Here is a 13,543-nt window from a genome sequence, read left to right on the forward strand (position 1 = left end):
TCAGTCGTAGTCGGACTCGTTGTCGAGCGAGATCCAGTCGGACGACTTCTGCCGCGTGGTGGAGCCGTCCTTGGTGATCAGCAGCGTGCCGTCGTAGCCCTGGACGGCATACCGCGTGCCGTCCTTCTTGGCCACGAACGCGTCGAGCCCGGGATCGTAGGTGCCACGCAGGTCGATCGGCTCGCCGCCGTCGGGCTGGGTGACGAACCGGAACGACTCCCCTGAGGCGTCCTTGCCGCAGATCGAGGTCTTGGCGTCGGTCGTCGTGGTCTTGTAGAGGATCACCGGGTAGGAACCGCCGCAGGCCAGGCCGAGGCCGGACTTCTTCTGCTCCTGCGGCGTGACCGGGGTCGTGCCGCAGTCGGGCAGCAGGCTGTCCTGCTCGACGCCCTCGATGTTGAACTGGGTGTCGGGGCCCTCGCACGAGACCTTGGGCGTCGGCTTGGTCGTGGTCGGCTCGCTCGTCGGAGCACCCGTCGGCGCCGTGCTGCTGCTCGAGTCGGTGCCGGACGCACGCGAGCCGTCGGGACCGTCGTCGCCCATCAGCCGCCAGCCGGCGAACGCCACCACGGCGAGAACGGCGATCACGAACAGGACCACGAACACCTGCTTGGGCCGCTGGGAGGCGGTCTGACTCACTGGTGTTCCCCTTCGATCGACTCAGACGACCCTAACAAGACAGCCCGGCTACTCCCACTCGATCGTTCCCGGGGGCTTGCTCGTGATGTCGAGGACGACCCGGTTGACCTCGTCGACCTCGTTGGTGATGCGGGTCGAGATGCGCTCGAGCACGTCGTACGGCAGGCGGCTCCAGTCGGCCGTCATCGCGTCCTCGCTCGAGACCGGGCGCAGCACGATCGGGTGCCCGTACGTACGACCGTCGCCCTGCACGCCGACCGAACGCACGTCGGCCAGCAGCACGACCGGGAACTGCCAGATCTCGGCGTCGAGGCCGGCCGCTGTCGTCTCCTCGCGCACGATGGCGTCGGCCCGGCGCAGGATGCGCAGGCGGTCGGCGTCCACCGCACCGACGATGCGGATCGCCAGGCCCGGCCCGGGGAACGGGTGGCGGCCGACGATCGCCTCGGGGATGCCGAGCTGGCGGCCCACGTCGCGCACCTCGTCCTTGAACAGGGTGCGAAGCGGCTCGATCAGGCTGAACACGAGGTCGTCCGGCAGGCCGCCGACGTTGTGGTGGCTCTTGATGTTGGAGGCACCCGTGCCGCCCCCGGACTCGACGACGTCGGGGTAGAGCGTGCCCTGGACCAGGAACTTCACCGGCGTCCCGGGGGTCGCGAGCACCTCGCGCTCGGCCGCCTCGAAGACGCGGATGAACTCGCGGCCGATGATCTTGCGCTTCTCCTCGGGGTCGGAGACACCGGCGAGGAAGCCGAGGAACTGCTCGCGGGCATCGACGACCTTGAGATCGACACCCGTGGCCTCGACGTAGTCCTTCTCGACCTGCTCGGCCTCGCCCTCGCGAAGCAGGCCGTGGTCGACGAACACGGCGGTCAGCTGGTCCCCGATCGCGCGCTGCACCAGCGCGGTCGACACGGCGGAGTCGACACCGCCCGACAAGGCCGAGATGACCCTGGCGTCGCCGACCTGCTCGCGGATGAGCTCGACCTGCTCGTCGACGATGTTGCTGCTGGTCCAGGTCTGGCGGCAGCCCGCGATGTCGACCAGGAACGCCTCGAGGATGCGCTGCCCGTGCTCGCTGTGCAGCACCTCGGGGTGCCACTGGACGCCGGCGAGGCGGCGCTCGGTGTGCTCGAACGCGGCCACGGTGGCGCGCGGCGAGTTGGCGTTGACGAGGAATCCGTCGGGGGCGGCGACGACCTCGTCGCCGTGCGACATCCACGAGGTCAGGGCTGTCGGGACGCCCGCGAGCAGGATGCCGGGCTCGACGACGCTGACGGCCGTGCGACCGTACTCCCGCTGCCCGGTGTGCGCGACGTTGCCGCCCAGGACCTGCGCCATCGCCTGGAAGCCGTAGCAGATGCCGAACACCGGGACTGCCGCCTCGAACAAGGTGGCGTCGAGGTGCGGAGCGCCGGTCTCGTAGACCGAGGACGGCCCTCCGGACAGGATGATCGCGGCGGGCTGCTTGGCGAGCATCTCGTCGATCGGCATGGTGTGCGGGACGATCTCGGAGTAGACCCGCGCCTCACGCACCCGGCGGGCAATCAGCTGGGCATATTGCGCCCCGAAATCGACGACGAGAACCAGGTCATGATCAGGGGTCACAGGTGCCATCCTATCGGCCGAAAAATAAAGTTCAGAACGTGCGTAACCCGCTGTCACCACGGTCGTTTTACAGGGTGGATCTAACAACACTCCCTCCCGTTAGATCATGTGCTGCTCCTCGTGGCACAACAGGGCCCGACCCGTGAGCTCCCTCCCGGTCGGGCTCTGTGCATTCCGGGGCTCCCACCCTGAGTGCGACGCAGCCCCCGCCCCGGCGGGGGCTCTGTCGTTCCCCGGCCTGTGAGCGGTGACTTGGCGTCCAGTGCGCAGCTCGAAGTGGACGCCAGGTCACCGCCCCGCTCGAGGACGGGGTTACGAGACTCCGACGATGGGGAGCCGCAGCGCTGCGGGCGCATCCGCCGGGACGGCGGGATTCTTCGGCGGGACGGGCTGGAGCTTGCGATAGGGCTCGCCGACGGCCGGGCGTACGTCCGCCTCACCCTTGTTGGGCCAGTACGACAACGCGCGCTCGGCCTGCGCCGTGATGGTCAGCGACGGGTTGACGCCGAGATTGGCGCTGATCGCCGAGCCGTCGACGACGTGCAGGCCCTCGTGGCCGAAGAGGCGCTGGTAGGGGTCGATGACACCGGTCTCGGGCGAGTCACCGATCGCACAGCCGCCCATGAAGTGGGCCGTGAGCGGCACGTTGAACGGCTCGCCGATCGTGCCACCGGGCGTGCCCTCCATGTGGTCGGCCATCAGCTGCACCGCCTCATGCGCCGGCGGGATGAACGACGGGTTGGGCGCGCCGTGCCCCTGCTTGGACGACAGCTTGCGACGCCCCGTGAGGCCGCGCTTGGTGTAGGTCGTGATCGAGTTGTCGTGCGTCTGCATGACCAGCGCGATGACGGCGCGCTCGGACCAGTGCCGCAGGTCGTACAGCTTGAAGATGCTGGCCTTCTGCCGCCACATCTCCTTGAGCCACACCCGCCAGCGCGGGGTGCTGGTGCTGCCGTCGGTCAGCACGGTCTGCAGCAGCGACATGGCGTTGGAGCCCTTGCCGTAGCGCACCGGCTCGACGTGCGTGTGCTCGTCGGGGTGGAACGACGACGTGATGGCGGCGCCGTGGCTGTAGTCGACGTCGCGACGATCGGCGATGGCACCGAGCAGCGCCTCGGAGTTGGTACGCGTCAGCAGCCCCAGCCGTTGGGACACCTCCGGCAGCGCCCCCCGGTCGCGCATGCGGTGCAGCAGCTTCTGCGTGCCCATCGTGCTGGCCGAGAAGATGACCTGCTCGGCGGTGATCTTCTTGCGCGGTCGGAAGCGCCGGTTCGTGCGCCGCGTCTCGATCTCGTAGCCGCCACCCGCCAACGGGGTGACCGACGTGACCGTGGTGAGCGGGTGCACCTCGGCTCCGCCCTTCTCGGCCAGGTAGAGGTAGTTCTTGACCAGGGTGTTCTTGGCGTTGTGACGGCAGCCCGTCATGCACTCGCCGCAGTGCAGGCAGCCTGCGCGGTCCGGGCCGGCGCCCCCGAAGTAGGGGTCGGCGACGGTCTCGCCCGGCTCGGCGCCGAAGAAGACGCCGACCGGGGTGTGGTGGAACGTGCCACCCACGCCCATGTCCTCGGCGACCTTCTTGATGATCCGGTCCGCGGCGGTCTCGATGGGATAGATCTCGACGCCCAGCATGCGCTTGGCCTGGTCGTAGTAGGGCGCGAGCTCGGACTTCCAGTCCGTGATGTGCCCCCACGCGGGGTCCTTGTAGAACGGGTCGAGCGGCTCGTAGAGCGTGTTGGCGTAGACCAGCGAGCCGCCACCGACGCCCGCGCCCGACAGGATCAGCACGTCCTTGAGCTTGTCGATGCGCTGGATGCCGTAGCAGCCGAGCTGCGGCATCCACAGGAACTTGCGCAGGCGCCAGGAGCTCTTGGCGAAGTCCTTGTCCTCGTAGCGCTTGCCCGCCTCGAGCACGGCGACCTTGTAGCCCTTCTCGGTCAGCCGCAGCGCCGAGACGCTCCCGCCGAATCCCGATCCGATGACGATGACGTCGTAGTCGTACGCCTTCTCGTGGTCAGGCACGTGGGGTCCTCCTCAGGATCCGCAGTCCGGCGGTGAGCAGCTTGGCGTAGGTGCGGGCCTGCAGGAACGCCGGCCCGGCCATCGGGAGACCGCGCTGCACGCCGACGGCCTGGGGCTCGGTGTAGCGCAGGATGCCTTCTGCGCCCTGCCGCCGACCGAGGCCCGACTGGCGCATGCCGCCCATCGGGGCGTCGACGCTGCCGAACGTGGCCGAGAAGCCCTCGTTGATGTTGATCGTGCCGGCCTTGATGCGCGGGGCGATCGCGCGAGCCTCACGCGGCTTGCCCCAGATGCTGGCGTTGAGGCCGTACTCCCCCTGGTTGGCGAGTGCGACGGCCTCGTCGATCGTGCGGTAGGGATACAGCGACACGAGCGGTCCGAACGTCTCGCCGGCGAAGCACTCGGCGATCTCGGTCACCCCCTCGAGCACCGTCGGCTCGAAGAAGTAGGGGCCGATGTCGGGTCGCGGCTTGCCGCCGACCAGGACCGTCGCGCCGTGCGCGACAGCGTCCTTGACGTGGTCCGTCACCGTGTCGAGCTGTGCCTGCGAGACCAACGAGCCGATGTCCGCGTCCCAGTCCAGCGCCGCACCCAGGGCCAGGTGCTCGACGCGGGAGACGAAGGCGGCCTTGAACTCCTCGTAGCGCGACTCCGGGACGTACAGGCGCTCGATCGAGACGCAGAGCTGGCCCGCCGACGAGAAGCACGCCTGGACGGCACCCGCCGCGGCCTTCTCGATGTCGGCGCTGGGCAGGACGATCATCGGGTTCTTGCCGCCGAGCTCGAGGGAGCAGCTGATGAGCCGCGCGGCGGCCTGCTGGGCGATGAGCTTGCCGGTGGCGGTCGACCCCGTGAAGCAGACGTAGTCGGCGCGCTCGATGATCGCGGTGCCCACGACTGAGCCGGCGCCACTCACCACCTGCCACACGTCGTCGGGGATGCCGGCCTTGCGCATGAGCTCGACGCCCGCGAGAGCGATCAACGGACTCTGGCTGTCGGGCTTGTGCACCACGGCGTTGCCGGCTGCGATCGCCGGGATGCCGTCGGAGATCGCCATCGTGAGCGGGTAGTTCCACGGGCTGATGATGCCCACGACGCCCTTGGGGACCTGGTTGACCGTGATCGAGGTCAGTCCGGGCAGGGCGCCGTTGCGGCGGCGCGTCCCGACCTGCTTGGCCAGTCGGCGGGCATAGAAGCGAGCCGTCAGCGCGAGGTGCGCGACCTCGTCGAAGGCGTGCGCGCGGCTCTTGCCCGACTCGATCTGGATCAGGTCGAGGAGCTCCTCCTGGTGCTCGAGCACCAGGTCGTGGAGGCGGAGCAGGGCCTTCTTGCGGGAGCGCAGCGAGGTCCGGGCCCACGCCTCCTGGGCCGTGCGGGCGGCGGCGAACGCGTCGTCTACGTCGGCGATGCTCGACACCGGGATGTCGGCGATCGGGTCCCCGGTGAGAGGCGAATGGGTCGTGCGGTGCTCGTCCGACGTGGTCCGGATGAGGCGGGTCAGCTCGGCGGCACGTGCCGGAGGCACGGGCGACGCGGTGGTGACAGGTGAGTCGAGCGCGGTCATACCCAGAGTATGACATTCGCCGTGTCACATGACTACCGGCAAGTAACGAGAGTCACCGGCTCACGGACTCAGGCGAACAGGGCCTCGCCCCAGAACCCCTTGCGGCCGACGCCGGGCGGGCACGCGAACAACCCGGAGCCGACGTGCACGATGTACTCGTTGAGCAGATCCTTCTGCAGACCGGCGAGCGAACGCTGGATCTGGACGAACTGCGTCTCGGGGTCTCGTTGGTAGGCGAGGAAGAACAGCCCCGCGGAGAGCTGGCCCAGGCCGTCGGAACCGTCGACGAAGTTGTAGCCACGGCGCAGGAGCTTGGCACCCTTGTTGAAGTCGGGGTGAGCCAGGCGGACATGGGACTTCATGTCGATGACCGGAGCACCGCGATCGTCCTTCTGCGTGAAGTCGAGCTTCTCGAACTCGTCGCCGCCGGACCGCGGACCACCGGACCCCTTGGTGCGGCCGATGATGTTCTCCTGGCCCTCGAGCGGCTCGCGGTCCCAGATCTCGATCCGCATGTTGATCTTGCGGGAGACGAGGTAGGACCCGCCGACGAGCCAGTCGGGACCGTCGTCCTCGTGGACCCACACGAACCTCTCGACGTCCTTCTCGTCCTCGACCTTGATGTTGGCCGTGCCGTCCTTGAAGCCGAACAGGTTGCGCGCCGTGACCTGCGCCGTCGACGTCGAGGACGTACGGCCGAAGCCCATCTGCGAGTAGCGGACCGATGCCCGGCCGAACGCGATGCGCACGAGGTTGCGGACCGCGTGCACCGCGACCTGCGGGTCGTTGGCGCAGGCCTGGATCGCCAGGTCGCCGTCGCACAGCGCCGGGTCGAGCTCGTCGCCGGAGAACGCCGGCAGCTCCTTGAGCCGGTCCGGCAGCTTGCCGTCGAGCCCGAAGCGGGCCTTGCCCTCGGCATCGACGAACATGCCTCGGCCGAACCCGACCGTGATCGTCAGCCCGGACGGCGGCAGGCCCAGGGCCTCGCCGGTGTCCTCCGGCGGCGCGTACGGCGAGCCCGACACCGCGCCGAACTCACCGACGTCGTTGCCCTGGGTCATCTGCCGCGCCGCGGCAGTCCAGTCCTCGAGCAACGAGATCAGGTCGCCGCGTTCCTCGGTCGTCAGGTCGAGGGCCACGAAGTAGAGCCGGTCCTGCGCCGGCGTGACGATGCCGGCCTGGTGCACGCCCTCGAACGGGATCGGCATCGCATCGGGGTCCGGGACACCGGCGATGCTCGGCTCGTCCTGGCGCCCCACGGCGTAGCCGCCACCGGCTCCGGCGCCGGCTGCGAGCGCGCCCAGCCCGGCCGCCCCGATCAGCTTGCGACGGGAGAGGCCGGACGAGGCGTCGTTCGAGTCGGACATCAGGTCAGGTCAGGCAGACTTCGCGACCACGGCGGCGACGCGGCTGATCGGCTCGCTGACGGACGCGACCAGGTCGGACAGGCGCTTGACCTGGTCCCTGGTCAGCTTGTCGTAGAACGTCCAGTCGCCGTTCTCGTCCTGGTACTGGTCGAGCTCGGTGTTGAGCGCGTCGAACTTGGTGTCGAGCTCCTTGACGAGTGCCGGGTCCTGCTTCTCCAGGACGGGTCGCAGGGAGGCGATCGCCGCCTCCGAGCCCTGGATGTTGGCCTTGAAGTCCCACAGGTCGGTGTGGCTGAAGATGTCCTCCTCGCCGGTGATCTTGCCGGTCGCGACCTCGTCGAGCAGCGCCTTCGAGCCCTGGGCGAGCTCGAGCGCGGTCAGCGGGGCGTCCTTGCCCAGCGCCACGATCTTCTTGACGTTGGCGAGCAGGTCGTCGGCGTAGGGGTTCATGCCCTTCGTGTCGCCCTCGACCCACAGCTGCTTCTCGATGCGGTGCCAGCCGGTGAAGTCGCGGCCTTCGGCCTTGGCGTCGGGCTCGCGGCCGTCGGTCAGCGGGTCGAGGTCGCCGAACTTCTCGGCGACGGGCTCGATGCGCTCCCAGTACGTACGGGCGATCGGGAACAGGCGCTTGGCCTCCTCGACGTCGCCGTCCTTGACCGCGGCGACGAACTCCTCGGTCTTGGCGATCAGCGCCACCGTCTGCGAGTTGACGTAGCGCTCGTACGAGGTCGCAGCAGCCTTGAGCTCCTCGGAGTCCGACAGCTTCTTGGCGGCCTCGCCCGTGACAGTCAGCTTCTGGCGGATGCCGTCGCCGACCATGCCGGGCTTGCAGGCGCCTTCGTAGGTGCCCTTGGGCAGGTCGACGACGAGGTTGCGGGACAGTCCGGGGCCGACGTTCTCGACCTCGCCCATGATGCGGTCGCCCTCGGCGTAGACGTAGAACTCGGTGACCTTGCTGCCGGTGTTGGTGACCTTGAACGTCGACGGGCCGGCCTTGAGCTTGGTCGCCGAGACCTTGCACGACGAGTCCGAGGCATTCACGGTGAGGCCACCGTCCGAGCTCGCGGCGTCGTCCGCGCAGGCGGTCAGGCTCAAGGCGGCCAGGGTCATCACGCCGAGCGTGGCAAGGGTCTTCATGGCTGAGGTGTCCTTCAGGTGATCGGGGCCGGCCTTCTGATAAGGCAAGCCTCACCATGCTAGATCACCCTGGAACGGTAGGACAGCGGACCCGGTGTGATCTGATCGGCGCCTAGGCCACCGTGACCTCGTCGTCGACCGCGATCGTGCCTGTCGCGAGCGGGACGATGCGAATGCCGAACCAGGTCTTGCCGTCCCACTTGCGGTGGCGCGCGAGCGTACGGATCGGTTCCTTGCCGTGCGCCAGCGTCAGGGGGTCGATCGTGGTGACGACACACCGGTCGCAGTGCTCGGCGAACCGGTAGGGCACGTCGCCGATGCGGATGCCGCGCCATCCGTCCTCGGCGAACGGGACCTCGGAGCCGTCGACCACGACATTGGGCCGGAACCGCCGCATGACCATGGTCTGCGGCTCGTGGTCCTCGGCGATCCAGGCCTCGAGCTGGGACAGCGACGACGTGGTGGTGAGCAGCAGCGGCCCGGTGTCGGCCAGGTTGAGTGGCTCGGCACCCAGTCCCCCGTGCTCCATCGAGATGGGCCGACGGGTCGGGTCGTCCTGCCACACCAGCCGTGCCGGTTCGCCCAGCAGGCGACCGAACCAGGCGGCCGCCTCGTCACCCGCGTCGACCATCGTGGGGAGCCGGGAGACGTCGACCGCGATGTGCGGACCGTTGACCGGCACCGCGACCTGGAGCGGCGCCAGGCCGGGGCCGGTCAAGGTCAGCGCCCCGCCGGCGTCAGGGGTCGCGGTGGCACTGAGCAGCCGGTCGTGGGTCGACGCGCTGAGCCTGACGCCGTCGGGATCGACCACCGCCCAGCGGCGGTCGTGACGCAGACCTTCGAGCTCCACGCGAGCGGAGTCGACGTCGACCGGCCCGGTCGCCTTGACCGGGTAGAGGTGGATCGACCGGACGCGGATCACAGGAGCTTCTCGAAGCAGAGCGAGTAGGTCACGTCCTGATAGGGCGGGTAGACCGGGATCGGGGTGTAGCCGTGCCGCTCGTAGAACTTCAGGGCGGCGAGCTGCCGGTCGCCGGTGTGGATGATGACGCGGTGGGCCCCCCGCTCCCGGGCGGCGTCCTCCATCGCCGCGAGCAGCGAGTCGGCGATGCCGGCGCCACGGCGGCGCGGCACGACGTACATGCGCTTGATCTCGAGCTCGCCGTCCAGCTCGCGGAGACAGGCGTGGCCGACCGGGTCCTGGGCGTCGTACGCCACGACGGTGACGACCACGGACGCCGGGTCCATGCCCTCTGATCCCGACCGGTGCACCGCCGCCGGGTCGGAGGCATAGAGCTGGTTGCCCCACGCGACGTGCTCGTCGCGCAGCGCCACGGCATCGGGATGCTCGAACGGCACCCGTACGAGCTGGACGTCGGTGGGGGTCAACCGACGACGACCTCGACCCTCTGGAACTCCTTGAGATCGGTGTAGCCGGTCGTCGCCATCGCGCGGCGCAGCGCGCCGATGAGGTTCATCGTGCCGTCGGGCACCGACGACGGGCCGAACAGCACCGACTCGAGGTCGCCCACCGTGCCCATCTCGACGCGGGCGCCGCGCGGGAGGTCGGGGTGCCACGCCTCGGCGCCCCAGTGGAAGCCACGTCCCGGCGCCTCGAGGGCGCGAGCGAACGGTGAACCGATCATGACGGCGTCGGAGCCGCAGGCGATGGCCTTGGCGATGTCGCCGCTGCGGCCGATCGAGCCGTCGGCGATGACGTGGACGTAGCGCCCGCCGGACTCGTCGAGGTAGTCACGTCGCGCTGCGGCGACGTCGGCGACGGCCGAGGCCATCGGCACCGAGATGCCCAGCACCGAGCGGGTCGTGTGGGCCGCGCCGCCACCGAAGCCGACGAGCACGCCGGCCGCTCCGGTGCGCATCAGGTGCAGCGCCGCTTGGTAGGTCGCGCAGCCGCCCACGATGACCGGCACGTCGAGCTCGTAGATGAACTCCTTGAGGTTGAGCGGCTCGGTCTGGCCCGAGACGTGCTCGGCCGACACCGTCGTGCCGCGGATGACGAACAGGTCGACGCCGGCATCCACCACGGCGTCGGCGAACTGCTTGGTCCGTTGCGGCGACAGCGCGCCGGCGACCGTGACGCCCGACGACCGCATCTGCTCGAGGCGGGCCGTGATCAGCTCGGCCTTGATCGGCTCGGCGTAGATCTCCTGGAGCCGCTTGGTCGCCAAGGGGCCGTCGATGCCGGCGACCTCCTCGAGGAGCTTCTCGGGGTCCTCGTAGCGGGTCCAGAGCCCTTCGAGATCCAGCACGCCGAGCCCGCCGTGCTTGCCCAGCGCGATCGCGGTCTCCGGGCTCATGACGGAGTCCATCGGCGCCGCGATGACCGGCAGCTCGAAGCGGTAGGCGTCGATCTGCCACGCGGTCGAGACCTCTTCGGGGTCACGGGTGCGCCGGCTCGGGACGATCGCGATGTCGTCGAAGGAGTACGCACGCCTGCCGCGCTTGGCCGTGCCGATCTCGATGTCTGCCATGCGGTACAGCCTAGTGCCGGAGGGGGACTCGTCGGGCTACTGGACGCCCCGCTGGATGTCGTCGAGCGACAGATCAGGGAGCATGCCGGCCGGCTTGGTCGCCCGGCGCACGAGGACGGGCTGGACGTCGTCGCTCTCGCGGGCCAAGGCGTAGGGCGTACCGGCGAGCGCGAACCGCAACGCGCGCGACAACGTGCTGACCTTGGCGTCTGATGGGCTGACCTGGGGCGCCGCCGCCTTGATCGCCATGGCGAGGATCGGCAGCGTGCCGCCGTGGTTGGCGAGCTGGTCGAGGTAGCTGCGGACCTTGGGCTCGGTCAGCACCTTCTTCATGATCGCCTTGTAGTCGTCGGGCGAGGACGCCCGGCCTTTGTGGACGACCGGGATCTGCTTGGCGATCGTGTGCCACTCCGGCTTTCCGCCGGTACGCGCCGCGGACCTGTCGGGCGCCGGCTCCTGTCGCTTCGCCGCCTTCTTCGCCGTCTTCTTCGCAGGCTCGGCAGCCGGCTCCCTGGCCGGCTCCTTCGCGGCGACGGCCTTGGCGGGCTTCTCGGCCGGTTCCTGGCGCTGGGGGGTCTCGGCCTTCTTCTGCGTCGTCTTCCTCGCCGACGGGCGTGCCGGCGCCGACCCCGTGGCGGGGTCCCCCGAGGAGAACACGGGCTTCAGTGCCGCCGCGGGTGGGACGGGCGTGACCTTGAGGGCGACGTACTGGTCGACCTCCTTCTCGAGCACCGAGTTGACCGGGTGGTTCGACAGCGTCGCGCCGACGACGTACTTGTCGAGCTCGTGGAGGCGTCGCACGAGTGGCACGAAGTCACCGTCGGCCGAGACCAGCACGAAGACCTCGATGTGGTCGAGGTCGGCGGCGACGCGCAGGCAGTCGACGACGAGCACGATGTCGGCGGCGTTCTTCTCGGCCTTGCCGACCGAGAACACCTGGACGGTCTCGACCCGGCTGCGCTCGACGTCGCGCCGGTAGTCCTCGAGCCCGAGGGCGTTCCAGTCCGCGTACGCCCGCGCGACCGCGATGCCGTTGGCGCCGGCCTCCTGCGAGGCGGCCCGGTCGATCTGGTTGAGGATGTCCTCCATCGACACGTCGGGGATGTCGAGCTTGCCGTAGCCCTTGAACAGGTTCTCGGCATCGATGAAGACGGCGACGTTCTTGCGGATGGTCACGTCACGAGGCTAGCGGTGGTCAGCGGGAGCTGTAGTTGGGTGCCTCTGCGGTCATCTGGATGTCGTGCGGGTGGCTCTCCTTGAGGGAGGCCGACGTGATGCGCACGAACCGGCCCTTGTCCTGCAGCTCCGGGATCGTGCGCGCGCCGACGTAGAACATCGACTGGTTGAGCCCGCCGACCAGCTGGTGCGCGACGGCCGACAGCGGGCCGCGATAGGCGACCTGGCCCTCGACGCCCTCGGGGACGATGTGGTCGTCGCTCGTGATCTCGGCCTGGAAGTAGCGGTCCTTGGAGTAGGACTTCTTGCCCCGGCTGCTCATCGCCCCCAGCGACCCCATCCCGCGGTAGGCCTTGAACTGCTTGCCGTTGACGAAGACGACCTCGCCGGGTGACTCCTCGACGCCGGCGAGCATCGACCCGATCATGACGGTCTCGGCACCGGCGACCAGGGCCTTGGCGATGTCGCCCGACTGCTGCAGGCCGCCGTCGGCGATGACCGGGACACCGGCGGGCTTGGCGGCCAGCGAGGCCTCGTAGACAGCGGTGACCTGGGGGACGCCGCAGCCCGTCACGACGCGGGTCGTGCAGATCGAGCCCGGCCCGAAGCCGACCTTGACCGCATCGGAGCCGGCGTCGACGAAGGCCTGGGCGCCCTCGCGGGTCGCGACGTTGCCGCCGATGACCTGCACGTGACGCGTCGCCGGGTCCGTCTTGAGCCGCTTGACGATGTCGAGGAGGAGCCGCACGTGCCCGTGGGCCGTGTCGGCCACGAGCACGTCGACACCCGCGTCGATCAACGTCGTGGCGCGCTCCCAGGCGTCGCCGAAGTAGCCGATCGCCGCACCGACCATGAGGCGACCGTCGGCATCCTTCGAGGCGTGCGGGAACTGCTCGGACTTGACGAAGTCCTTGACCGTGATGAGCCCGGCAAGACGTCCCGCGTCGTCGATCAGCGGCAGACGCTCCCGCTTGTGCTTGCGCAGCAGGAGCGTCGCGTCCTCGCGGGAGATGCCCTCGGGGCCGGTGATCAGCGGCATCGGGGTCATGACCTCGTCGACCTTGGTCGAGGCCCACTCCGCCACCGGCGTGAAGCGCAGGTCGCGGTTGGTGATGATGCCGAGCAGCCGGTTGTCGGTGTCGACGACCGGGAGGCCGGAGACGCGGTACTCGCCGCAGATGCGGTCGAGCTCCTCGAGCGTCGCGTCCGGGCCGATCGTCACGGGGTTGGAGATGATGCCGGTCTGGGTGCGCTTGACCAGGTCGACCTGGTAGGCCTGGTCCTCCAGGGAGAGGTTGCGGTGCAGGACGCCGATGCCGCCCTGACGCGCCATGGCGATCGCCATCCGCGACTCCGTGACGGTGTCCATCGCGGCGCTGACCAGCGGGATCCTGAGACTGATCTCGCGGGTGAGCCGCGACGTCGTGTCGATCTCGCTGGGGTTGAGGTCGGAGAACCCGGGCAGCAGGAGGACGTCGTCGTAGGTCAGGCCGAGGGGCGCAAACTTGTCAGGAATGCCGGTGTTCACCATTGCCCCATCC

General features: G+C 69.3%; 11 protein-coding genes. All 11 read right to left on the minus strand.

Annotation, left to right across the window (positions count from 1 at the left end; translation table 11 throughout):
• Positions 1-639 carry a hypothetical protein gene (locus tag AB0N22_RS09515; protein WP_364638683.1) on the minus strand — a complete coding sequence of 213 codons (639 nt, stop codon included), beginning with the start codon at positions 637-639 and terminating at the stop codon, positions 1-3.
• 48 nt (positions 640-687) lie between these two features.
• Positions 688-2,247 carry a glutamine-hydrolyzing GMP synthase gene (guaA, locus tag AB0N22_RS09520; protein ID WP_364638686.1) on the minus strand — a complete coding sequence of 520 codons (1,560 nt, stop codon included), beginning with the start codon at positions 2,245-2,247 and terminating at the stop codon, positions 688-690.
• Positions 2,248-2,559: 312 nt separating this feature from the next.
• On the minus strand, positions 2,560-4,266 hold the full coding sequence (locus AB0N22_RS09525; protein WP_364638689.1) for a GMC family oxidoreductase: 1,707 nt from the start codon (positions 4,264-4,266) through the stop codon (positions 2,560-2,562).
• Positions 4,259-5,830 carry a succinic semialdehyde dehydrogenase gene (locus AB0N22_RS09530; RefSeq protein WP_364638692.1) on the minus strand — a complete coding sequence of 524 codons (1,572 nt, stop codon included), beginning with the start codon at positions 5,828-5,830 and terminating at the stop codon, positions 4,259-4,261. Before AB0N22_RS09530 ends, AB0N22_RS09525 begins: the two co-directional genes overlap by 8 nt.
• 68 nt (positions 5,831-5,898) lie before the next feature.
• Positions 5,899-7,197 carry an iron uptake transporter deferrochelatase/peroxidase subunit gene (gene efeB / locus AB0N22_RS09535; protein ID WP_364638695.1) on the minus strand — a complete coding sequence of 433 codons (1,299 nt, stop codon included), beginning with the start codon at positions 7,195-7,197 and terminating at the stop codon, positions 5,899-5,901.
• 9 nt (positions 7,198-7,206) lie between these two features.
• Entirely contained in the window at positions 7,207-8,382 is a 1,176-nt protein-coding gene (gene efeO / locus AB0N22_RS09540; RefSeq protein WP_364638699.1) for an iron uptake system protein EfeO, read from the minus strand.
• 64 nt (positions 8,383-8,446) lie between these two features.
• On the minus strand, positions 8,447-9,256 hold the full coding sequence (locus AB0N22_RS09545; RefSeq protein ID WP_364638702.1) for an MOSC N-terminal beta barrel domain-containing protein: 810 nt from the start codon (positions 9,254-9,256) through the stop codon (positions 8,447-8,449).
• Positions 9,253-9,723 (minus strand): GNAT family N-acetyltransferase, encoded by a 471-nt coding sequence (locus tag AB0N22_RS09550; RefSeq protein ID WP_364638705.1) that lies wholly within the window; start codon positions 9,721-9,723, stop codon positions 9,253-9,255. Before AB0N22_RS09550 ends, AB0N22_RS09545 begins: the two co-directional genes overlap by 4 nt.
• Positions 9,720-10,826, minus strand: a complete 1,107-nt coding sequence (locus AB0N22_RS09555; RefSeq protein ID WP_364638708.1) for a GuaB3 family IMP dehydrogenase-related protein — start codon at positions 10,824-10,826, stop codon at positions 9,720-9,722. The genes AB0N22_RS09550 and AB0N22_RS09555 overlap by 4 nt, the downstream gene beginning before the upstream one ends.
• A 36-nt stretch (positions 10,827-10,862) precedes the next feature.
• A complete protein-coding gene (locus AB0N22_RS09560; RefSeq protein WP_364638711.1) occupies positions 10,863-12,002 on the minus strand; it encodes an NYN domain-containing protein in 1,140 nt (379 codons plus the stop codon).
• A 19-nt stretch (positions 12,003-12,021) separates the two neighbouring features.
• Positions 12,022-13,533, minus strand: coding sequence for an IMP dehydrogenase (guaB, locus tag AB0N22_RS09565; RefSeq protein WP_364638714.1), 1,512 nt, complete (start codon positions 13,531-13,533; stop codon positions 12,022-12,024).
• Between the last annotated feature and the right edge of the window lie 10 nt (positions 13,534-13,543).

The sequence above is a fragment of the Aeromicrobium sp. NPDC092404 genome, assembly GCF_040684095.1.
Classification (GTDB): Bacteria; Actinomycetota; Actinomycetes; order Propionibacteriales; family Nocardioidaceae; genus Aeromicrobium.

Bases quoted from the DNA above. Each gene is read 5' to 3' on its own strand.
- AB0N22_RS09555 (WP_364638708.1), bottom strand. From the start codon at position 10,826: ATGGCAGACATCGAGATCGGCACGGCCAAGCGCGGCAGGCGTGCGTAC.
- efeB (WP_364638695.1), bottom strand. From the start codon at position 7,197: ATGTCCGACTCGAACGACGCCTCGTCCGGCCTCTCCCGTCGCAAGCTG.
- guaB (WP_364638714.1), bottom strand. From the start codon at position 13,533: ATGGTGAACACCGGCATTCCTGACAAGTTTGCGCCCCTCGGCCTGACC.
- AB0N22_RS09530 (WP_364638692.1), bottom strand. From the start codon at position 5,830: ATGACCGCGCTCGACTCACCTGTCACCACCGCGTCGCCCGTGCCTCCG.